16 protein-coding genes and 2 pseudogenes are annotated in these 21,724 nt (G+C 46.5%); 10 read left to right on the top strand and 8 right to left on the bottom strand.

Features of this window, described 5'->3' with window-relative positions:
- Positions 1 to 217: 217 nt before the first annotated feature.
- The 8 genes from HUB64_RS12905 to HUB64_RS12870 all read right to left on the bottom strand — a co-directional run bounded on the left by HUB64_RS12905 (position 218) and on the right by HUB64_RS12870 (position 8,102).
- Positions 218 to 1,120, bottom strand: coding sequence for a cell division protein (locus tag HUB64_RS12905; RefSeq protein WP_107946996.1), 903 nt, complete (start codon positions 1,118 to 1,120; stop codon positions 218 to 220).
- Between the two features lie 406 nt (positions 1,121 to 1,526).
- Positions 1,527 to 2,816: an acetyl-CoA hydrolase/transferase family protein gene (locus HUB64_RS12900; protein ID WP_113938909.1), complete on the bottom strand. Its 1,290-nt coding sequence runs from the start codon at positions 2,814 to 2,816 to the stop codon at positions 1,527 to 1,529.
- 169 nt (positions 2,817 to 2,985) lie between these two features.
- Entirely contained in the window at positions 2,986 to 4,122 is a 1,137-nt protein-coding gene (locus tag HUB64_RS12895; RefSeq protein WP_173497127.1) for an ABC transporter permease, read from the bottom strand.
- Complete coding sequence (locus tag HUB64_RS12890; RefSeq protein ID WP_173497126.1) at positions 4,112 to 5,068, bottom strand: ABC transporter ATP-binding protein; 957 nt, start codon at positions 5,066 to 5,068, stop codon at positions 4,112 to 4,114. The genes HUB64_RS12895 and HUB64_RS12890 overlap by 11 nt, the downstream gene beginning before the upstream one ends.
- Entirely contained in the window at positions 5,065 to 6,075 is a 1,011-nt protein-coding gene (locus HUB64_RS12885) for an HlyD family secretion protein (RefSeq protein ID WP_173497125.1), read from the bottom strand. The genes HUB64_RS12890 and HUB64_RS12885 overlap by 4 nt, the downstream gene beginning before the upstream one ends.
- The gene (locus HUB64_RS12880; RefSeq protein ID WP_173497124.1) at positions 6,075 to 6,776 is read right to left on the bottom strand and encodes a TetR/AcrR family transcriptional regulator; all 702 of its coding nucleotides are present in this window, start codon (positions 6,774 to 6,776) and stop codon (positions 6,075 to 6,077) included. Before HUB64_RS12880 ends, HUB64_RS12885 begins: the two co-directional genes overlap by 1 nt.
- Positions 6,777 to 6,961: 185 nt before the next feature.
- The gene (locus tag HUB64_RS12875) at positions 6,962 to 7,309 is read right to left on the bottom strand and encodes a hypothetical protein (protein WP_113938914.1); all 348 of its coding nucleotides are present in this window, start codon (positions 7,307 to 7,309) and stop codon (positions 6,962 to 6,964) included.
- Positions 7,310 to 7,901: 592 nt separating this feature from the next.
- Positions 7,902 to 8,102, bottom strand: a complete 201-nt coding sequence (locus tag HUB64_RS12870) for a hypothetical protein (RefSeq protein ID WP_173497123.1) — start codon at positions 8,100 to 8,102, stop codon at positions 7,902 to 7,904.
- Here HUB64_RS12870 and HUB64_RS12865 point away from each other — a divergent pair.
- The 10 genes and pseudogenes from HUB64_RS12865 (at position 8,101) to HUB64_RS12820 (ending at position 21,717) form a co-directional block, all read left to right on the top strand.
- Positions 8,101 to 8,958: a hypothetical protein gene (locus HUB64_RS12865; RefSeq protein WP_113938915.1), complete on the top strand. Its 858-nt coding sequence runs from the start codon at positions 8,101 to 8,103 to the stop codon at positions 8,956 to 8,958. The genes HUB64_RS12870 and HUB64_RS12865 overlap by 2 nt on opposite strands.
- 11 nt (positions 8,959 to 8,969) lie before the next feature.
- Positions 8,970 to 10,298 carry a DUF4785 domain-containing protein gene (locus tag HUB64_RS12860; protein WP_173497122.1) on the top strand — a complete coding sequence of 443 codons (1,329 nt, stop codon included), beginning with the start codon at positions 8,970 to 8,972 and terminating at the stop codon, positions 10,296 to 10,298.
- A gap of 432 nt (positions 10,299 to 10,730) precedes the next feature.
- Positions 10,731 to 13,997 carry a winged helix-turn-helix domain-containing protein gene (locus tag HUB64_RS12855; RefSeq protein ID WP_173497121.1) on the top strand — a complete coding sequence of 1,089 codons (3,267 nt, stop codon included), beginning with the start codon at positions 10,731 to 10,733 and terminating at the stop codon, positions 13,995 to 13,997.
- A 21-nt stretch (positions 13,998 to 14,018) separates the two neighbouring features.
- Positions 14,019 to 14,393 carry a DP-EP family protein gene (locus tag HUB64_RS12850; protein ID WP_011789962.1) on the top strand — a complete coding sequence of 125 codons (375 nt, stop codon included), beginning with the start codon at positions 14,019 to 14,021 and terminating at the stop codon, positions 14,391 to 14,393.
- A 337-nt stretch (positions 14,394 to 14,730) separates the two neighbouring features.
- Complete coding sequence (locus HUB64_RS12845; protein ID WP_173497120.1) at positions 14,731 to 15,777, top strand: transposase; 1,047 nt, start codon at positions 14,731 to 14,733, stop codon at positions 15,775 to 15,777.
- Between the two features lie 301 nt (positions 15,778 to 16,078).
- Entirely contained in the window at positions 16,079 to 17,107 is a 1,029-nt protein-coding gene (locus HUB64_RS12840) for a diguanylate cyclase (RefSeq protein ID WP_168823125.1), read from the top strand.
- Positions 17,108 to 17,239: 132 nt separating this feature from the next.
- On the top strand, positions 17,240 to 19,834 hold the full coding sequence (locus HUB64_RS12835; RefSeq protein ID WP_173497119.1) for an FAD-binding protein: 2,595 nt from the start codon (positions 17,240 to 17,242) through the stop codon (positions 19,832 to 19,834).
- 98 nt (positions 19,835 to 19,932) lie between these two features.
- A pseudogene (locus HUB64_RS12830) lies at positions 19,933 to 20,133 on the top strand (EamA family transporter); the annotation flags it as partial.
- A 268-nt stretch (positions 20,134 to 20,401) separates the two neighbouring features.
- Positions 20,402 to 21,073: pseudogene (locus HUB64_RS12825) on the top strand (DMT family transporter); the annotation flags it as partial.
- A gap of 119 nt (positions 21,074 to 21,192) precedes the next feature.
- Entirely contained in the window at positions 21,193 to 21,717 is a 525-nt protein-coding gene (locus HUB64_RS12820) for a lipocalin family protein (protein ID WP_168823132.1), read from the top strand.
- Positions 21,718 to 21,724 lie beyond the last annotated feature (7 nt).

Below are 21,724 nucleotides of genomic sequence, written 5' to 3'. Positions count from 1 at the left end.
TTAAGCACTATCATTCCAGTGACACGCCGTGAACTCGTCCATGAGGGCTCGACGACGGCATCCATGCCGCCAACGGTCACTTACATGCCAGTGCTTAATTCAGTTAACCTTTGCACATATCTTCGACCCAGCCAGAACAAATATTTAACCCAAATACACTGTCACTACCTTAACTATTTGATCTTCTTATATAAACTTATCAATAACGGCTGACACATCAACAGCGGGTCGCATTCACACCACCCTTATTATTGTTAGACTTGTTCACTTCAATTTCAGCCATTGATTCACGTTCAAACTTAAGAGCTTCGGAACGATCACCGAGATACCGAGGTAGACAACCTAATGCCATAAAGCCACCTAAACTTTGTTCGTGATGACCGACAATTAAGCCGCCGTAACAATTATGCGCATGACAACCACTGAGCAAGGTTGCATTATTTGTAATCAAAATATTACTCGGCCTTACTAAAATCTCTACCCCATTTCTTAAAAATCGGCCTCGTTTTATAACAACTTTATTTGGTGGTTTGAAGTCTATCTCTATAAGTATCTTACGATGTGCCTCCCGAATTGAAAGCCTTGTACCAACTAGCTGGATATCCCATGGTGCAGTAGAGTAATAAAGCTGATTATTTTTAATATGAAGAACTGGTGCATTAAATTCATCAAAAATAACAAGATTTAAGAGTAAATGTCCATCCGCCATAACCAGCCCAATCAAGGGAGTACCATCTACGCTAATAGGTACCATTGCGGTTCCATATCCTTGATCCTCACATGTGAAGCTATTTCCGCCAATCTCAATTTCAGCAGTTTTTCCCGAAAAATGAAGGCAGTATGGTTTAGAAACGCCTTCACGAAGATTAAATGGATCTGAATCAGCATTGCGTACCATTTCTTTGGGCAGGAACCCACCCGTTTTTTCTCTATGGTGTTGATCGCACAATAGCGTTATTTCTTCAGCGACATGGCGCTTAACGCTAGCCCATTCCTCCATATGCTCATATTCATAGAGTGGCATTCCGCAGATAACACAACCGAAGCCACAACGTTGCCTAACCTCTCGTTGAATAGGGAGAGGTATATTCCTACTATTACAATCTTGATCCTTGGTCATTCAGATTCCTTTTTGAAGCTAACCTTTAATTGATGTACTGCACGTTTACCTTAACTAAACCAACAAAATGCACACGCTCAGCCTCCAAACCTGCAGCCTGAACATCAACCTTACAATATATGATTGATTTTAAATGCCGCTAAACTTATCAATATTAATAAAAGTAAGCCCCAAAAATTTTCAAATGGTTAGCACCTCTATCAAATTAAAATTTTAACTATTCTTTAAACCGACTCAAAGATGATGATAAATATCAAATTTTATAATAAGAATCGAATGTAGTAGCTGACGTGACCTTCGATGACATGGATGTCATCGTAGAGCCGCCATGGATGGCTTCACGGCGTGTCACGGAAGCAACTGCACTCGATTTACAACAGGCAACGATTCAGATTCAAGCAATCACTCAAAGAAGTCTTAATCCCCACACATCAAAGGCATCACGACTTAATTGTTCCCTAAAATCTGGGTGAGCGATGGCGATCAGCGCTTGTGCCCGTTCTCGCAGTGAACGGCCGCGTAGATTAGCGGCGCCGTATTCGGTCACAATATAATGCACATGGGCCCGAGTGGTAACAACCCCTGCGCCAGGTGATAACACGCTTGCAATGCGAGAAAGCGTTCCCCCCGCGGCCGTGCTGGGCAGCGCAATCACAGAACGACCACCTTCAGATAACCCTGCTCCGCGGATGAAATCCATCTGGCCCCCGACACCAGAATAGATTTTAGTGCCAATGGAATCGGCACACACTTGGCCTGAAAGGTCGACCTGCAACGCCGAGTTAATCGCCATCACATTGGGATTTTTACGGATAATGGCCGTGTCGTTAACTTGCTCTATGTCCATAAAGATGACCGCAGGATTATCATCAACATAGTCGTATAATTTCTGGCTACCCAGGGCGAAACCTGTGACGAGTTTTCCCGGATAAAAACGCTTCTTACTGTTGTTAATCACGCCCTTTTCAACCAGTTGTAATATACCGTCAGAAAATAGCTCAGTGTGGACGCCTAAGTCTTTATGTTCGGTTAAACAAGACAGCACGGCATCGGGGATCGCACCTATACCCATTTGCAAACAATCGCCATTACGCACTAATTGGGCAACATTTTTACCGATCGCCAAACTCACCGCATCCCCCGTCGCGAAAGAATGAATGGGCAACGCCGCGCTCTGCTCATACACAGCGGCAAAACGGTCGATATGGATAAAGCTGTCACCATGGGTGCGCGGCATTTGTGGATTAATATGAGCGATGATCTTACCCGCGACTTGGCAAGCTGCAAGCGTTGCTTCAACCGAAATGCCTAAGGAACACATGCCATGCTTATCGGGTGGCGACACTTGGATAATTGCGGTATCTATTTTTTGCTCGCCGGAACGAAATAACTTAGGCACTTCAGACAGGAAAATCGGCACATAATCCGCGTCACCACTTTGCAGTAATGCCCGCGTTGGCAGCCCACCGAAAAAACATCGATGGCGTAAATGCCCCTGTAAACTGGGATGGCTTAAGGATTCGGCGCCTTCAGTATGTAACTGTAACAGGGTGAGATTTTCTTTGGTGAGAGCATGCTGCGCCAACGCATCTAATAAAATGCGCGGAGTGGCGCCCATGGAATGAGTCCACAGCGTCTCGCCGCTTTGAATTAAAGCAACCGCATCGAGCGCGCTATGACAAATGATTGGAGGCATAATGAATTCCCTTCGCTAAGCATGATGGCGGCAATCGCCCTAGCGGCAGTGTAAGGGATATCCTAATTAAGCAACATCGATTTCAATGGCTTAGCGCGACTGTTTACTGATAATTTGCGCTATATCAAAACTCGGCACTTTGCCCTTGATGATGAAACTCAGTACAGGGTTAATCCAAGCGCTTCGAAAATCTCATGCTGGCGATAAATAGCCCGACACAGGTAAAACCTATCATCCACAGGGCATCAAATTGCAGATCCATCACTTGGGCATCGCGCAGTACTATGGCCCGTGACATACGCATAAAATGGGTTGCGGGTAAGGCTTCGGCAATCCACTGCGCCGCGATAGGCATGGCTTCGTAGGGGAATATAAATCCCGACAAGAGAATCGATGGCAAGAGAATAAATACCGTCATCTGCATCGATTGCAACTGGGTTTTCGCTATGGTCGAAATCACTAATCCTAAGGTTAAACTGGCGCAAATGAACAACATAGCGGCAAGGGCGATAGAATCAAGCCCGCCGCGAATGGGCACATCGAACAACAGATGCCCTGCGCTCAGGATAATGGTCACTTGCACAAAGCCAACCATCACATAGGGCACGATTTTACCCAGCATCAACTCCAGTGGCCGCACTGGCGTAGTGATCAAAAACTCCATATTGCCCTGCTCGCGCTCACGCACTATGGCGGCGGAAGTAAACATCACCATGGTCATAGTCAAAATCACCCCCAACAGGCCGGGTACTATGTTGACCACAGAACGTTGTTCTGGGTTGAAATATTGCACCACTTCAAAACTCGGCATCGCCGTTTTTAGTGTTCTTCCTGCGACTTCATCCAGTGGCATTTGCCTTAGGTTACGAATAGTTGAAGCGACAACCGTATCTGAACCATCCACCAGCCATTGGCCAGCGGGTTGTGCGATATAGGATTGGGTTAAATATTGCTGACCCACAAAGCTTGGGTGACGCACTAAGCGCTCATCGAGATCGGCGGGCAAATACAGCACAGCTTTAACTTCGCCGCGAGTAATCGCCGCCTCAGCCTCGGCGGCACTTAAATATCGCTGCTTAAAATCTACGACCTGCGTTGCTTCCACCGCCTTAACCAGTGCGCGACTGTAGGCAGAATCACTCAAATTAACTAACCCAGCAGGCAGATGGCGAGCATCGGTATTGATCGCATAACCAAACAACATCAGTTGCACTAACGGGATCATGACTATCATGCCAAAGGTCATGCGATCCCGCGACAACTGCCGCAGCTCTTTGACCACAATCGCAAAAATCCTACGCCACATGGTCAGTCTCTCCCTTGGAAACCCCAGCCAAGCGCTCGCCAGTACAAGTGACAAACACATCTTCTAGGCTAGCGCGCACTTCTTCCATCGTCCGACTAGCAACCCTTGGTTTAAGCCAAGCAAGCGGATCTTCAATATCGCTGCGCACTAACACCCGCAAACGACTGCCAATTTGCGCCGCCGACAATACCGCAGACTCGCTGATCAGTGATTGTTTTAAATTACGTAAGTCGTCCCCTGATATCTCAACCACCCGAGCCCCCATCGCCGCCATCAGTTGCTGGGGTGAACCGTCGGCGCGTTTTATCCCCCGCTCTAAAATCGCCAGACCATGGCAACGCTCGGCCTCATCCATATAGTGAGTCGAGACCAGTATCGTGGTGCCTTGGGCACAGAGATCGAATAAGCGCTCCCAAAACTCGCGTCGATTTTCAGGATCGACCGCCGATGTCGGCTCATCGAGAAACAGCAATTCAGGGTGATGTAAGGTCGCCGCCGCTAAGGCTAAACGCTGTTTCTGGCCGCCACTCATGGAGCCCGCCATTTGTTTCTCACGGCCGACTAAATCGTATAGCGTGACTAACTCGGCTATTCGCAGTTTTGATGCTCGGCGGTTAAGGCCATAAATTTGCGCGACAAACTCTAAGTTTTCCCGCACCGAAAGATTGTCGTACAGGGAGAATTTTTGCGTCATGTAGCCAATGCGGCGACGCAGTTTTTCCTCGGCACCGGGTAAGGTTTCACCCAAAACACGAATATTCCCCGATGTTGGACTCAGCAACCCAGTTAACATGCGAATTGAAGTCGATTTTCCGCAGCCATTGGGGCCGAGAAACCCATAAATAGTGCCCTTGGGAATGGCGAGGTCGAGGTTTTCCACTGCATTGACGCCGCCAAAGGCGCGGGTCATACCTTGGGTCTCGATAGCAAAATCGGCGTGGCTCATGGCTGTTTCACTTTTTGTTGCACTTTTGGCTGCACATCGAGTTGCAGCACATCGAGTTCAACTTCTAATACCATGCCAGTAGGTAGGTCCTGATCTGTGGCGGAAATAGTAATATCGGTCAAATACATCAGCCGCGCCCGATCACGTTCATTCAGCGCATAAAATGGCGTGTAAGCAGGTTGACTGCGAATATTGCGCACAGTGCCAGCAATCGGTATCTCGCGGCCATCCACAAGAATATTGACGCTATCGCCCACCTTCACTCTGTCTAACCAAGTCGCGGGCAGGTAAACCCGTACATAGGGATCCTCGCTCGCCAGTAAACCAATCAACTGAGTGCCTGCGGCAATGCGATCGCCGACTCGCCAAGGCAACGTATCGACAACGGCATCACGCGCCGCCACTAAGCTCAAGTCTGCTAAGGCTTTTTGTTCGATGGCTACACTGGCGCGAGCTGCAGCCACCGCCGCTTTGGCCTGCTCTAGCTGCTCACTACGGGTGCCATTTTCTAGCAATCGCAGACTTTGCTGCGCCTCGGCTTGCTTAGCGAAACTGGTATCCCGCGCCGCACGGGCGGTATCTAAATCCGCTTGGCTAAGTACTTTAGTGGCAAATAAACGGTTTGTTCGTTCAAAGGCTCGCTGAGCCTCTTTCACGCTGGCATTTGCCCCGTCGAGCACGGCCTTGGCGCGTTCTATATCCTCTAAACGCGCACCTGTGACCGCCTCAGAAAGTTTAGCTTTAGCCTGTTCAAGCTCGGCTTGGCGCAGGGCGAGGCGCGCATTGGCTGAGGTTGTATCAAGCTGAATTAACACCTCGCCCGCCTTAACCTGTTGACCTTCAACCACATTCACTTGAGTAATCAACTCACCTACGGGCGCGGTAAGTGTCAGCCTGTCCCGCTCGACAGTGCCAAGCACTCTGGGCGGCGCTTCAGTGCAGCCGACTAATAGCAAGATCACACAACCCACACTCACGTGCGTCAGAATTTTAAAATTCACACTCATTACGACTTCCTCGGTTCACGCAGTACACCTTGGGTAAAAACCTGCATATTGTGCAGCGCTAGACGCTGTAAACCATCAGCATCGGCACTAAAAAAGCCGAACTGACGCATTAACACCGGGGGCGCAATAAGCGGAAAGACCATCAGACTCACGAAACTGAGGCGTACTAAATCGGGATCTAATCCCTCCTTCAATAGCCCTGCATTGACTAATGTGGATTCGAGCCATTGCCGCGAGAGGGATAAAATTTGCTCAAAAACAGACAACATAATGCGATAGGGTTCTGTGCCATCGCCTTCCTGTAACACCCGTATAATCAACCGTGGCAATCCTAGGTTAGGTGCCATAACGCGATAATATGTCTGCATAAGTTCACCCAAGTTATTAGGGGCATCCGCAGCGGATATTTCGCGAAAACGCGCTAATACGGGCTCAAGGGTTTCCCGCACCATTTGTTCGAACAAGCCCGCTTTTGAACCAAAATAATAACGAATAAGCGCGGCATCAACCTCGGCTTCGCGGGCAATTTCACGGGTAGAAACACTGGGATAACTGCGATGACTGAAGAGATTTAGGGCTGCGATAATTAAGCGTTGGCGGGCATCGGAATCCCCTTTCGGACGACCAGGAGTCTGCGGCTGTGATTCAGTTTGGGCGGTAAATGGCACAACCCCCTTTGGGCGACCGGGAATAAGCGACATGGCAAGCTCCAGCAAAATTCATCTATTGATGAATATACTGAAAAGCCGCGTAAAAAGGCAGCAGTTAAATTCCTCATTTTCATTGATATTGAGGAATTTAACCCTAGGACTGCATGGTTAAAATTTAGATACCGTTCAATCGAAAAATTAAGCGGCCTTCTATTAAAGATTTATACAGTAAAAGCTTATGCGCCTTTCACTATCGCACTCAAACGGGTAATGAATTGCTGTACGGCTTCAACAGTGTCAAAACTAAAGGCAAGGCCATAGTGGGTTTCGGTCAAACTCTTATGCAAACGTTTGGGGAAACGTGTCATCTCGGCATTGTGGAAATAGTCGTATTTGGCATGCACGCCTGCAATAGTGGCAAGTTCGCCGGAAAAGACTTCGAATGCGGGACGAATAATCAAGTTTGGTGATTTACCGTCGAGGTGTAAATAGAAAGCCTCTTTGGTTTCTGGGAGCATGTATTCTGTAATGTTTTTTATGGTGAAGTTAGTGCGACATTGCAGTCCACTTAAGCAGCTCACCATCTTATTATGTTCTATCGCCAAACTTATTCTCCCGTGTTTGTTGTCTATTTAGATTAAACCTGCCCATATCGCGCTACTTTTTCTACTCTCAGTCAATCCATGGCTCAGATGACTGATTCAGATGAGAAGAATGTCATCTCGGCAATGTTGGTTTATTCCGTTTATCCCACTTTACCTCAGCTCAGCCTAATCGGTTTAGTCTTTAAATGCACTAAAGTGATACCCATATCCCAGAGTAAATGGGCGAGTTTGAATTATTTATCACAAAAAACCTTTATATACAGAATGATAAACTGATTAAATTAAACACTAAGCGGGTGTCACAGAAAATTCTTTTGTGTAAGCAAATCGATATTTCAAACACGATAAAGCACAATTTAGTTTATTAGGCATTGCTTATCATCAGGTTACCAACCTTTAGTTTGACATTAAAACGAACCGTTCAAAATGCGACCCTGCGATTGCATTTTATAATGATGGTTTTACTTGCCAGCTTAAAATGTTGCGTCTAGGTTAATAAGCTTGAGTTAAGTCCTGTTGATAATGGCTAAGTTACGGCAATCACATTTGATGCCAACCTAAACTAGCGCATTCACACTATCCCGTCGTATTCAGGCCTTAAGTCATGTTTTACCCAAAGTGAGTAACCCGCGCTTAAGCGCCTATAAACCGAGCCATGCCAGCCGATTTCAAGCTTATTTACGGCAAATCCTGCATTAACTGACTTGCCCTGAACTGTCGCAACGGACTGGCGGCCACAATCAACAAGACCAACAACACGAGATATAGCCATGAAGATCAAAAAAGCCCTCATGCTCTTGGGTCTGTTCGCTGTCAGCCCAGTCACGTTAGCCGCAACCGGAGTCGCCTTTATCCATGGTACGGGTCACCAGACCAATGCCTTAGCCGATTACTGGACGCCCGAATTTGTTAACTCAGTGCGCCAAGGCATCCCAGTGCCAAACAATTACACAGTGATCAACTGCGACTTTGACCAATATATGTGGGAAGAAAGCGCCGCAGGTTGTCTGGCCACGCAGCTCAATAGCTTTATCCAAGCCAAAAATATCGACGACTTAATTCTGCTGACCCACTCCAATGGTGGCAACGTAGTGCGGTGGATTTTATCTAACCCAACGTGGGACAGCCGTTATCCTGCAGTGATCAACGCCACCTCAAAGGTTATCGCCATCGCACCTTCCAGTGCTGGTACGCCGCTGGCCGATGCGGTGAACCAAGGTAATGTGTTCGAAACCAGCTTAGGCTGGCTCTTAGGCTATGGCAGCAATGCGGTGAAACAACAGCAAGTCGGTTGGATGGCAAACTACAACAACGCTTGGCTTAATGGCACAGCGGGTCGCCCATCGCTGGGTAAACCCTTCGAAGTCGTGGTGGGCTCAGATGTTGATTCCGCTATTTGGGACAGCGACAGTTACTGCGCGGGTTATCAATACCAAGTCGCGCTCGAAACCACCCAAAACTGGCTCGATAGCTGCTCCGACGGCTTCTTAAATTGCAGCTCGCAAAAAGCGGCTGGCACAGTCTGGTTTACCGATAAACAAAAGACCCGTGGCCAAGAGCCCTTAAGCCATCAGCAGAGCCGCCGGGCGTGTTTCAATTTAGACACGCTGATCCGCAACCACATTTAAGGAGCACTAAGATGCACACACTCAGCAAACTTGCCAGTGTCTTGGCGCTAAGCGGACTGCTTGCAGCCTGCCAAGATGAAGCCACACCCATAGATCCCAAAACCAATGCCAGCCCAATGTACGCCAAAGGGTTAACCCTAGCCGCGCCGAGCGATACCGATTTAGTCGATAGCAATATTGCCAGCCCAACACTCACGCCCATCAACACCAGTACGGATTACATTAGCTTTATCACCCCGCTGTACGGTGAGTATCAAGCGAGTATACTTAAGCTGGAGCAAGCCAGCCAAAGTGACGAGTATTGGGTCAATGTAACAGGCGCACAGCTTAATGCGGGCGTGGGCCTCACCATGAGCCAAGCGTCTAGCTTAGTGCGCATTGCACCTCGGGGCGATACCCGCTCTGGCGCCTTAATGCACGCCGAGGTCATTGCCCCTGAGCGCGTGCAAATTCAGCGCGTTCCCCCTAATCAGTCACCCCAAGGCAAAGCAGCCAACAGCAGTGGGATAAACACCAATGAGTCACTGGTCAAATCGATGGTCAACGCCGATGCTTTGGCTAGCGCAGGGTTAACCGATGATTCCAGTGCATTACAAATGTCGGCGAAGGCCACACCGGGCGAATATCGCCTACAGGTCAGCCAGCCGTTAACACCGAGCGCCAGCTACTTAGTCAATGTGAAGGAAAAAGGCTCGCCCTATCAACTAAGCGTCAAAGCCCCCACCACCATCGCGGCGGATGCGCAAACCCTTGGGCTTGAACTCGCACTCAGCCAAAGTGATAACGCCTTTGTGCCACAGGCAAAACTCAAGCAAGCCGATGGCAATATGCAACCGCTGGCGATGGTAAAACAAGGGGAGACATGGCAAGCGGTGATCCCCGCGGGCGTTGCACTTTCGAGCAGCAATGCGGGTTTCAGTGAAATTGAAATCACAGTGCAAACCCAAGTCGATGGCAGACCGGTGCAGCGCACGGTCAAATCTGTCTTTAAGTCCTATGTCAATTCGGCGAGCATCAAGCCCGAAGTGCTCACGGTTTGGGATAAAGGCCTACCTAACCAAATCAACTTTGAGTTATCGGTCGCCGAGGCGGGACGTTTTGGCTTAAGTGGCACGTTAACGGGCACCAATGCCGAAGGTCAAAAGGTGGCGATTCTACGCACCCAAGCGGCCAATTGGCTAACCCCAGAGTCGCCGAAGTTAAAGCTGATGTTAGATCCTAAGCTCATCCAAGCCTCGGGTTTACAGCCGCCCTTCGAACTCAATGAATTAGAACTGCAAGATCAAGGTCAAATGGCCAGATTAAGCTATCAAGCCAAGGCACTAACCTTATCGCGCTAATCCAAAGGGACGAATGTTAAGGGGCTAACGTTAAGATACTTAACTTAAGGTACTGATAAGTCAGGCTTGTTATCCTTAAGTTCCTCTCTAATACAAAGTGCCTAATCACGGGCACTTTTTTATTGTTGATCTTTTGCAATCTACACCTAAAAGCCATCACCTTATTTAACATCTAGCGCAATGCACAAACTGTTGACAGAAAAATGACAAGCTAAAGACTATTTACCACACCTCACCCTGATAAAATTTACATTGATTATCAAGGGTTATTCCTTTTAAATAACAATCATCAACGGCATAATGTCAAGGTCTTGACATCAGACCTTTGAATGACAAGCACAGATCTTTATAACAATACGTATAACAATAAGAGTGACTCACGGCGCAAGTTTTTACCGTGCCATGGTCAATACTCAATAAATGGACATCGTTATGAGTGACAGCACATTTTTCTTTGGTGAATGGCAAATCAATCCCAGCGCCAATAGTCTGCTCCTTGGCAAACAAGTCAAACAACTTGAACCCAAGGCGATGGATGTGCTGCTATTTCTCTGTCAACGGGCGGGCGAAGTCGTCAGCAGTGATGAAATAGTCAGCCACTGCTGGCCAGGTGTAGATACCGGCGACAATCCACTACACAAGATTATCAATCAGTTACGTCGAGCATTAGGCGATAGCGCCACAGAACCCACCTATATAGAAACCATACGCAAACGCGGCTATCGCACCTTAGCCGAAGTGCGTTTTCCTATCGGCCACGAAGCCACCGCCAGCCCACAGAGTTGGCAAGGCGGCTCGCCCTTTCCGGGGCTCCAAGCCTATAGCGCTAATTATGCCGAGGTGTTTTTTGGCCGCAGTGAACAAATCAGCACTTTGCTTAACCGGATAAGTCAACAAATCCTGTTTGGCCGTGCCTTCTGCCTGATCTTAGGTCCAAGTGGCAGCGGTAAATCCTCCCTGATAAATGCGGGTGTTGTGCCCAATTTAATGAAGGGCGACGGCTATAACGGCATTGGTGTCGCGTCATTCAGCAGCTTAGATTTTGCCGATGTGAGTAAAGGGCAACTACTCACCGATCTTGCCAGTGCTATGCTCGACTGGGAAATCAACGACACCCCAGTATTCGAAGGCATGAGCGCTGAGACTCTGGCGATTCAACTCATCGAAGATATCCAAAGCGTAATCGACCAGTGCACCCAAGCGCTCAAGGCTAAACCCTTTTCTAATCCGTTTTTTGCCTTGTTTATCGACCGATTAGAAGTGTTGCTCTCATCACCGCTATTTAGCGATACCGAACGAACTCAGTTCATAGAATTATTGGAACAACTCGCCACCTCAAAAGCCGTGATTATCATCAGTGCCTGTCGCAACGATTTTTATCCTTTATTGGTCAATTACCCAAGCTTAATGGCGGGTAAAGCCCGCGGCGCCCACTTTGACTTAGCGCCGCCAACACGCACTGAGCTATTACAAATGATCCGCCTGCCCGCAGTGGCTGCCAACTTAAGCTGGGAAGTTGACAGCGACACCGCGATGCCGCTCGACGAAATGCTCTGCAGCGATGCGGCCAGTAACCCAGATGCGTTGCCCATGTTGCAATACACTCTGCAAGCCTTGTATTTGCAACGCAGCGCCGACGATAAGTTATTAGTCTCTGTTTATCATGCACTTGGCGGTATTGAAGGGGCGATTGGCAAAAATGCCGAGCAGGCGATTTCCCATTTAAGCGATGCCGAAAAAGCCAGCCTACCACGAATTTTATCTCTGCTAGTGACCCTACGTGAAGATGAAAAGTCCATCACCAGCCGCACCGCTCGCTGGTCGCAGCTGCAAAGCACGGCCGAAACCGCCCTAGTGCAAGCCATGGTCGATAGCCGCTTATTCGTGTCGCATCTGCAAAATGGTGAACCCTGTTTTAGCATCGCCCACGAAGCCCTGTTGCGCCGTTGGCCGCGGGCAACCGCTTGGATTAGCGAGCATAACGACAGCTTAAGCATTAAGAGTCGCCTACAGCATTTATCTAAGCGTTGGCTCAGCGAAGCCAAACACAGCGCTTATCTACTCGCTGAAGGTAAACCTTTAAAAGAAGCCCAAAGCCTCAGCCAAAATCCGTTATTCGATTTAGACGATCCCGAAACCGCCTTTATCACAGCCTCCAGCAAACGCGCCAATATGCTGCGCTGGACGAGGCGTTTAACCGTTACCCTATTATGCGTCCTCACCCTCACCTCCATTATTATGAGCGTGCGCAGCATAGAGGCCGAAAAACTTGCCCTGCAAAAACGCCTCGCCGCCGAAGATTTGCTCGGCTTTATGGTGGGTGACTTCGCCGACAAGATGCGCGGCATCGGCCGTATGGACTTACTCGACGGGATCAGCAATAAGGCACTGGAATATTTCAGTGATTTTTCCAATAAAGAGGATGACGCGCACTTAAGCTTCGATGCCCGCTTCCAACACGGCCAAACCTTAGAGGCCATGGGCGAAGTCGCCTATTCGCGCAATAAAATCGATGAAGCTCGCAGCGCATTACTCGCAGCGCAAGAAAAAATGCTGCCACTGCTCGAATTGCAGCCGGAAAACTTAGCCCTACTGAAAACTCTAGGTGCCAATGCGTTTTGGTTAGGCCAGCTTAAGTATGATGTGAGTGATTGGGCGGCATCGCGCCCTTTTTACGAGCAATACTTAAAATACAGCCAAACCATGTACGCCCTTGCGCCAGAGGATAAAGATGCGCTGATGGAGCTGTCCTATGCCCATAACACTTTGGGCTCAGTTTCGATGAAACAGCAGGAATTTGCCAAAGCGCAGCAAGATTTTGAAGAGTCATTAAGGCTTAAATTGCTGGCGTTGGCTAAAGCGCCTCAAGATAGCCAGCTGATTGCGGATATTGCGAATGCACGATCTTGGTTAGCGAGTGCGGCAGTGTCTCTTGGGGATTTAAACTCTGCAATTACAATTAACTTACAACTGCAATCGGAATTAGAAGCCCAACGTAAGTTAAAAGATGCAGACGGATATTTACTTGACAGGCTATCTATTGGATATCAGAGACTTTCATTTTTATATGAATATCAAGGACAACTAAGCCTAGCTTTCGATAATGCATTACAAGGCGAACGAGTTATACAACAAGCTTTAAATTTAGATAACCAAAATACTTCATGGAAAGTAAAACTATACTATCTAAAACTCCAACTAATGTTACTTAATGCAAATATTCAAGATAAACGAGTTCTATACACACCTGAAACATTAGATGTAGAACTAGCTAGCGAAAGTGAAAGCTTTATAAAGAGTAAACGTTACCAACAACTTAAGGCCACCCACCTTAAAAACTCAGCTTATTACTACCAAATACTTGAACAACCTAAAAAGGCACTAGTATATTTAGATAAAGCATTTTTGTCACTCAAAGACTTAATTAAAGATGCTCCAAATGATTATAAACACTATGCTAGCCTAGCTGAAACTGAACTATTAATAGCTAAACAATCAAAAAATATAAACGACCTTAACTCAATGAAAAAATATTGTCTAAGCGCAAAGAGAAGACTAGAGTCCATTCAAAAAAAAGATAAAGACCCTCAATACTTATACCCTTATGCAAAAGCCTTAGATTGTTTAGGAGAGTTAGAGACTTCCCCTACATTACTTAAGCAACTTAAAGCAGCGTCAATTAAAGATATTAAATTTTAACAACCAACAAGGAAATATTATATGCAAAATACTTATGGTCAAGCGCACTATATTAAAGTTACCGTCACACTAGAAAATGGTGAACCTGTTTTTAGCTATACTGATGCCGAAGGCGCTGAATGCCAAGGCGATGTTACAGTCACAGCCGCTAGTACTATCACTTATCTACTTGATGACCAAACAGGAAAAGATCTAAAGTTCGTAGGCGCAGGATTTTTAACCCCATTCGATCAGATTATTGATGCTGTAACCTTAAGCAGTGATGGTAAACTGCTGCAAATGGTTGATCTGGACCACACACCAGGCACAACAAAATTCCAGTTTATATTAACAAATAGTACCAATACTCTAATGCTACTGAGTCCTGATCCAGAAATCATCAACGACCCAAATTAATCAAAACCGCAATAAATCGGGGACGGTAGCTTTTGCTAATGTGTCCCCTTTTTCTGCTTATCAAAAAACTTTTACAATCTACTTTCACACCCTAAGAATTCTTTCAGGACAGCCATATATTTTCTAGATAAACGCCTCCTGAAATGAGCTCAAAATGCTCTGCTGCTACGGCAGAGCATTTCTCACAAGACATCCGCTTATACTCCGTTTTCCCATAACAGCACTATCTTTGGTTGCTAGTAAAAACTAAAAACGGGGACAGCCATGTCTTTTTGTGCTTTATCCCCTCTTATACTAGCCTTTACATTATCTTGATTGCGTCTGTTTGGAGCGGATGATGACCTCGGCCAGAAGAATGCTTATCGATGCTAATACAACGCCCTTCTATCATGTGATAAATCGCTGTGTCAGAAGGGCTTTTCTGTGCGGTGAGGATAAACTCACAGGCCGCAGTTATGAGCATAGACGTGGCTGGATTGTCGATAAAATCAAAGCATTATCCACCATCTTTTGTATCGATATCTGCGCCTATGCGGTGATGAGCAATCACTATCATTTAGTGCTTAAGATTGACGTGGAGAAGGCTAAATCGTTAACGCAAAGAGACATTATCAGTCGCTGGTGTCAAATCACCAAAGGCCATGCTATTGCCACTAAATATATGAATGGTGATGCATTAATCGACGGTGAACGCATGTTACTCGATGCCTTAATTGCCGAGTGGCAAGAGCGATTAAGCAGTATCTCTTGGTTTATGCGATGCCTAAATGAAGAGATTGCCCGTAACGCAAATCGAGAAGATGAGTGCAAAGGTGCCTTCTGGGAAGGCCGTTTTAAATCCCAAGCACTGTTAGATGAGCAAGCATTACTGGCGTGTATGATGTACGTTGATTTGAATCCTATTCGAGCTGGCATTGCCGATTCTTTGCAATCTTCTGATTTCACCTCGATCCAAGAAAGAATTAGTGCACTCAAGCAGGTAAATAACACCATCATCTCACCGCAAGCATCAGTCCAATCCGCAAAAAATAAGCCTCAAACGATAAACAAATCTCTCGCCAAGTTCGATGCGGCGACACACTCTAGTCAACAAACGGGCATCCCTTTTCATTTTGCGGATTATCTGGAACTTATCGATTGGACTGGCCGCGCCATTCGCCATGATAAAAAAGGCTTTATCGATAATCAGCGACCAAAACTGCTCAATGAGTTAGGGATTGCATCAGATGCTTGGCTCAGCTCTGCTAAAGATTTTCGCCGCCAGTACAGTGGCATCAGTGGTCGTTGGGATGCGATGTGCGCTTTCAAACTTCAGCAAGGTGGTAAATGGTGTAGAGGAAAATCGAGTAGCGAAGCTCTACATCCAAATCAACCTTTAGGGTAAACGAACCGTTCCTCACTCTTTATCTGCAGTTAAATTTCGACACTAAAATCCTTTGCGCTTGCCGCTTAATAGCCAAAAATCCACTCATGGGTACCGCTCTTTCAACTTAGCCATGCCCAAAAACCTCGCACGTTTCAGCTAAACCTGAGAATTTACCGTGAGAAGAGTAAATTTAAAACCTTTATAAACAATAGATTAAATCGGAAGGTAAGCAGAAGGTATCTTTTCTTTGCGAAGAATAAAGTCATCATCAGAAAAGCGCTTAGCGCAGATGACATTAGGTTCACGGAGAATGATAACAATGACAAGCTCACCTAAACTGACACGTTCACAACATCCATTATCACTTGTGGGTGAAGGCAATGGTTCACAGTGCACTGCGCAGCAAGGCTTGGTCGAACCTTCGTTGCCGTTAACCTTCTTCGAACATGCCTCGATTGAAACGATTCAACAATTTATTCAGCATCTGACTGAGCCGGTGATTATCGTCAATGCCCAAGGTTACATTTACTTTAGCAATAGCAAAGGTGCTGACTTACTGACGTGCCCGCAGGCCAGTTTGAAGGGACAAGATTGGCGCAACTTTTTGACTGAACACCACCAAGCTCGCTACGACAATCTGCTGAGCAATGATATTAAATTAGGCAAAAATTGCGGTATCCCAGTGCAGCACTCCGCCGAAGAAATCACCCTCATTACAGCCTCAGGCAAAGCAAAAGATGTTGAGCTTTCCATTTCCTACATCCCCAGCCATGAACCTCTGTTTGTGATGATGATGCACGATTTGACGCAGCACAAAGCGGAAAATCAAAAGCTACGTAAATTGGCCGCCACAGATTCACTGACTGGGCTGGCGAACCGCCGATATTTTGATGAAATGCTGCATCACTATTGGGAAGAATGCACAGGTAAGTTGCGCCCGATCAGCGTGGTGATTATCGATGTGGATTACTTCAAAGTGTTCAACGACCAATTCGGCCATATCCAAGGGGACGAATGTCTACGAAAGATTGCCAAAGTGATTGCTGACATAGTGCCGATAGAAGTTGGCCTGGCAGCGCGTTACGGCGGCGAAGAATTCGCACTAATTCTACCAAGCCACAATGCCAAAATGGCACTAACGATTGCCCAAAAAGTGCAGCAAGGGATTAATGACCTGCGCTTTACCGAGCAAGGGCTGCGCGATTATGTCTCTGTGAGCGCGAGCCAAGGGATTGCGAGCGAAATTAATGGCCAGTTCCGTACCTCACTCGCCATGCTATGCGCCGCCGATACCGCATTGTATCGCGCCAAAGCTGATGGCCGTGACAGGATCAATACATCGCTTTAATACCTATTAATTGGCGACTTATTTGCCCGCGGCTTAGTTATCCGCGATGGATCAACAACGGGATGAATGACCTCAGTAGGCGCTTTAGCGCATTGAGGAAAACACGCAAAGCACACGAAAGGACTCATGAATATGGACAAGCTTGAGGCATCAAGAAATATACGGGCAGTGATTGAAAAAAGCTTACCCGTGAGCACGTCACCCCTTGCCATATTCACTTACCAGTGTTGGTTGAAAACCAGCGCAGGTGGGCGTGTGTTCCATTATAAAACCGATCGAGAAGATACCTATTTCGCGGTGGATATTAATTCACTTGGGCATATTGAATGCGTGATTAATACCACCTTACTGCGGGTTGAAGCAATATCAACCTTAGGTGGACTTAACGACGGTCAGTGGCACTTATTGTCTATCTGCCATGAATACCATGAAATCAGTTGTTATGTGGATGGTGAAATTACCCATACACAACTCAATAACCTGTCACTGGTTGCCGACAATGAATTTTTAATTGAAAACGTGTCTTTACCGAATCATCGCGATACACATTTCGATGGTGAAATATTTGGCATCACCTTGCTTAATCGATTATTAACCCGAACTGAAATCGTTGACTATTACCGTAATCCAGCGCAACAAAGATCGATTAGCGAAAATAACCTTTACATTTACCAGCATCAAGATGCACATAATATTCGTGGTGAAAACTTTATCCCACTTAAAAGACAAAAAGTGCTGCTGGTCATATTTAATGACACTGAATATCAATTCATAAAAACCACTACGGATAGCAACACTTATAATCAACAACTGCCTAAGATTATTCCACCCCACGAACGCCGAGCCTATATTATTGAATGTAACTATAACACTTGGCCTAATTTTAGTTATTTAGTTAATTACACGGCGAGTAATCAAGCGGATATTACACTCAATGTTGAAGTGTTTAAATCGCTGACAGCCTATCGCTCTAATATTAAAGTCACCGTTGCAAATGAACTCGAACGGGATTGTCTGATTATTCAATCGACCGAAGAAGAATTAAGTGCTGAAGTGCGTATTAGTGAAAACTTAGTGATCACTCAAGCCAAAAACTTTATTAATTTCATCAATGAAGTTCGCGCACACATTCCGGCCGATAATATTATTACCGGTGGCCATTATTATAGTGAGCAGCAACTCTCGGTCAGCACGGGTAAACAAATGATTGCCTACCAACAGGCTTGCCAACTGTTCAACCGCAGATTACAAAAAAAACCACTGGCGATCATCAAATGCACGTCAACTGAAGAAGTCAAAATCGCCTATAAAGCGGCCATCGATTATAACTTGCCGATCAGCGTGCGCTCGGGTGGGAATGATCACGAAGGTGAAAGCACTGAAACGAATACCGTAGTGTTAGATCTGCTGAAGATGGATAGCCTCACTTTAGATCCCATCACAGGTATTGCGGCCATTGGCCCAGGTAATCGTTTTATCAATCTCACCACAGCCCTTGCCAAACAAGGCGTGATGATCCCCCATAGTACGAGCGGCAGCGTTGCCTTAGCGGGATTTATTATGGGAGGCGGCTCAGGACCTTGGACCCGCAAATACGGCATGTGCTGCGAATCCCTATTACAGGCAGAAATCGTCCTCGGCATTGGTGAAACCCAAGTCGTCTCTGTTGCCAATAAACCTGAGTTACTCTGGGCGCTCAAGGGTGGCGGTGGGTTAAGTTACGGCATAGTGACCCGCTTTTTTGTTCAAACCTTTCCACTACCGCCTTGCCTTATCAAGTTTGAATTAGAATGGAATTGCTACGATAAACAAACCCATGAACTCATTGAGCACACCCCAACCAAAGACATTTTACAGCGCTGGGAAGCCATCATAAATGCCGACAGCACTGGCTGTTTGATTGGCACTAATCTCAAGATTAATGCCAAACATTTACCCGTAGAACAACACAAAACACCCGACATAGACACTGAGTCGATTACGCATAACTGCTTGATGTATGGTTTTTGGGAGGGCAATTCCGCCAGCCTAAACCACTTTATCCAGACACAATTTAATGAATTTGGCCTAGTCCCCAATGATATTCGCATCGAGGGTATGGGCGGACTCACCAAAGCCTACGGTGAAAACCTAATGCCCAGTTGGGAAAGGGAATCTTTTCATCATCTGCAAGCTGACTTACAAGGCATAAGCCGCTCACCTAATCCAGCGGATGTAGATGAACCCGCGCCCCATAAAGTCACCTCGCGCTTAGTGAATCAAACGGGCCTGAGGGACGGTTATAAGCCACTGCTTGAAAGCTTAACCTCTCGCTATGTGCTTGAAGGCAATCGTCAATTGGGGCTATTTACCTATGTTACCCTTGGCGCTATAACTGGTGATTATTATCGCACTATGGGCGAAGAGCAAAAGAGCCGCAGCGCCTTCCCCTACAAGGACAGACAATACACGATTCAATATCAAACTTGGTGGAATAACGCCCTGCAAGAGAAGCAACAATTGCAGGATAGCCAAGTGTTTACCCGCATTAATCGTGCACTCGATTGGATTGATGCCAGCCGAAACTATGACATCCCCAACACCTCGGGCGCTTTTATCAGTTTCAAAGATAAGGCCATTCCTACAGATGTGTACTTTGACCACAATTACGCCGCGTTAAAACGGATTAAGGCGGCCTACAGCCAAGATAGCTTTAACCATTTCCGTTCACGTAAAAGCATTATTTAAGTTAATACATCGACATAGCCTAAGGTGAGTTTTTAAGGCAAAATCGACGCCGTCCACAGGACGGTGTCGCCCTTAAATTCTTCAGTTACAGGTTGCCTATGCCAAGCTCAGCTTTAGCTATCATTTTTGCCCTATTGGCGGCCATTCTTATGGGCACTATCGGTGTATTAGCGCGCTTTGCCGCCCTGCCCGCCGAGCATATTACCTTCTACCGCTTACTGCTAGGTGCTCTATTTCTATTGGCTTATATGCTGCTTACAGGTAAAGGCCATCAGATTCGCCATAGACCGAGTAAACGCAACTTATACCCAAACAACCTCAAAATGCAGGATTCAGCGGAAATTTAACGCACTTTAGGCAAGGCGGTTATTTGCGGACCTAGTGGACTAAGTTAAAAATAACCAACACAGCAAAAAGTGCGTTAAAAACCGCCGGGACGGAGCGCTTAGGGCACTCCACTTCCGTGTTGCATCAATTCAAAAGGTAGCCGACATTTTGTCATTGATGCGCCTTGAATTGAAGCACCCTAGGCGCTCTGAAACTCGTATCTTGAGGTAGCTTGGGTATATAAATGGCGCTATGCTCGCGGGCTTTATGGCGTTTTACATTGAAGCCATTCAGTACACCCAAATGGCCAAAGTGATCATGATTATTTACTTAGCCCCTGTGGTGTCGACTATTTTCGCCCATTATTTCTTTGCCGAAAAACTCACCCGCTTAAGCATGGCAAGCGTGGTCGTCGCACTAATGGGTTTTATGTTAATGATCCCCACAGGGCCGCAGCAAGCGAGCAATCACACTGAATTATTAGGCTATTTTTATGCCCTACTCGCTTTATTAACCTACTGCGGTTTTATGTTAATCAACCGAAAACCTAGTCTGAGTTCGCCCTATCAAAGCACTTTAGTACAGCTTAGTGTCGGCGCTTTGTGCCTACTGCCCTTAGTGATAAATGCACCGCTGACGCCAAGTTTGCCGCAAATGGGCTGGTTAATTGCGATTGGATTCTTCCCCGGATTTTTAGCCATTTTGCTGGCGGTAAAAGCCCTACGCCAATTGCCTGCTGTCACTTTTGGCACCCTCGCCTATGTGGAACCGGTTATCGTAGTGACGTTAGCATGGTGGATATTTGGTGAAACCTTGAGTCCCATGCAATTAATCGGTGTCGGCTTAATTCTTCTGGCCGGCATTAGCCAAGGCTTTATCAGTCAGCGCAACGTATTGATTACGAGCGGCTAACCAACAACACTTTGCCAAGTAGCTGAAATAATGTGAAGAAAATAGTGTAAGCTCAACAGAGGATTGATTGAACATTGCACTTAAGACGTGCGACTAAGACTTAAGATCAGGAGGTCAAATTGAGAAAGCTACTGTTAGTCATTAGTATATTTTTGCTCAGCGGTTGCTTAGGCATGCCTAAACTGGTTCAACCCGTGAATGATTTTGAGCTAAATAAATACTTAGGTAAATGGTACGAAATTGCACGATTAGATCATTCATTCGAAAGAGGCTTAAGCCAAGTTAGCGCAGAATACAGCCTGAAAGAGGATGGCGGTGTTAGAGTCATTAACCGTGGATTTTCCGCGGCTAAAGACGAATGGAAAGAAGCCGAAGGAAAGGCCTATTTTGTGAATGGGGATTCAGAAGGCTATTTGAAAGTCTCCTTCTTTGGGCCATTTTATGGATCGTATGTGGTCTTCGAATTAGATCATGAAAACTATCAATACGCTTTTATATCGGGACCCGACACAGGTTATTTGTGGCTATTGGCTAAAACCCCGACTGTGCCACCCGAGGTGCTGCAAAAGTTTGTTGAAATGTCTAAAGCCCGCGGCTTTAATACCGACAATTTGATTTATGTGCAGCAAGAGTCAGCGCCCTAACGAGTGC

This window comes from Shewanella sp. ISTPL2 (assembly GCF_013283205.1).
GTDB lineage: Bacteria > Pseudomonadota > Gammaproteobacteria > Enterobacterales > Shewanellaceae > Shewanella > Shewanella oncorhynchi.
The sequence above is the reverse complement of the archived record's forward strand: the minus strand, read 5'-3'. Positions and strand labels throughout refer to the sequence as shown.

What these genes read in the sequence shown, in the direction of transcription:
- HUB64_RS12840 (WP_168823125.1), top strand. Translation starts at nt 16,079, where the DNA reads ATGACAAGCTCACCTAAACTGACACGTTCACAACATCCATTATCACTT.
- HUB64_RS12870 (WP_173497123.1), bottom strand. Translation starts at nt 8,102, where the DNA reads ATGGCTATATCTCGTGTTGTTGGTCTTGTTGATTGTGGCCGCCAGTCC.
- HUB64_RS12845 (WP_173497120.1), top strand. Translation starts at nt 14,731, where the DNA reads ATGACCTCGGCCAGAAGAATGCTTATCGATGCTAATACAACGCCCTTC.
- HUB64_RS12895 (WP_173497127.1), bottom strand. Translation starts at nt 4,122, where the DNA reads ATGTGGCGTAGGATTTTTGCGATTGTGGTCAAAGAGCTGCGGCAGTTG.
- HUB64_RS12875 (WP_113938914.1), bottom strand. Translation starts at nt 7,309, where the DNA reads ATGGTGAGCTGCTTAAGTGGACTGCAATGTCGCACTAACTTCACCATA.
- HUB64_RS12860 (WP_173497122.1), top strand. Translation starts at nt 8,970, where the DNA reads ATGCACACACTCAGCAAACTTGCCAGTGTCTTGGCGCTAAGCGGACTG.
- HUB64_RS12885 (WP_173497125.1), bottom strand. Translation starts at nt 6,075, where the DNA reads ATGAGTGTGAATTTTAAAATTCTGACGCACGTGAGTGTGGGTTGTGTG.
- HUB64_RS12880 (WP_173497124.1), bottom strand. Translation starts at nt 6,776, where the DNA reads ATGTCGCTTATTCCCGGTCGCCCAAAGGGGGTTGTGCCATTTACCGCC.
- HUB64_RS12865 (WP_113938915.1), top strand. Translation starts at nt 8,101, where the DNA reads ATGAAGATCAAAAAAGCCCTCATGCTCTTGGGTCTGTTCGCTGTCAGC.
- HUB64_RS12900 (WP_113938909.1), bottom strand. Translation starts at nt 2,816, where the DNA reads ATGCCTCCAATCATTTGTCATAGCGCGCTCGATGCGGTTGCTTTAATT.
- HUB64_RS12855 (WP_173497121.1), top strand. Translation starts at nt 10,731, where the DNA reads ATGAGTGACAGCACATTTTTCTTTGGTGAATGGCAAATCAATCCCAGC.
- HUB64_RS12850 (WP_011789962.1), top strand. Translation starts at nt 14,019, where the DNA reads ATGCAAAATACTTATGGTCAAGCGCACTATATTAAAGTTACCGTCACA.
- HUB64_RS12905 (WP_107946996.1), bottom strand. Translation starts at nt 1,120, where the DNA reads ATGACCAAGGATCAAGATTGTAATAGTAGGAATATACCTCTCCCTATT.
- HUB64_RS12890 (WP_173497126.1), bottom strand. Translation starts at nt 5,068, where the DNA reads ATGAGCCACGCCGATTTTGCTATCGAGACCCAAGGTATGACCCGCGCC.
- HUB64_RS12835 (WP_173497119.1), top strand. Translation starts at nt 17,240, where the DNA reads ATGGACAAGCTTGAGGCATCAAGAAATATACGGGCAGTGATTGAAAAA.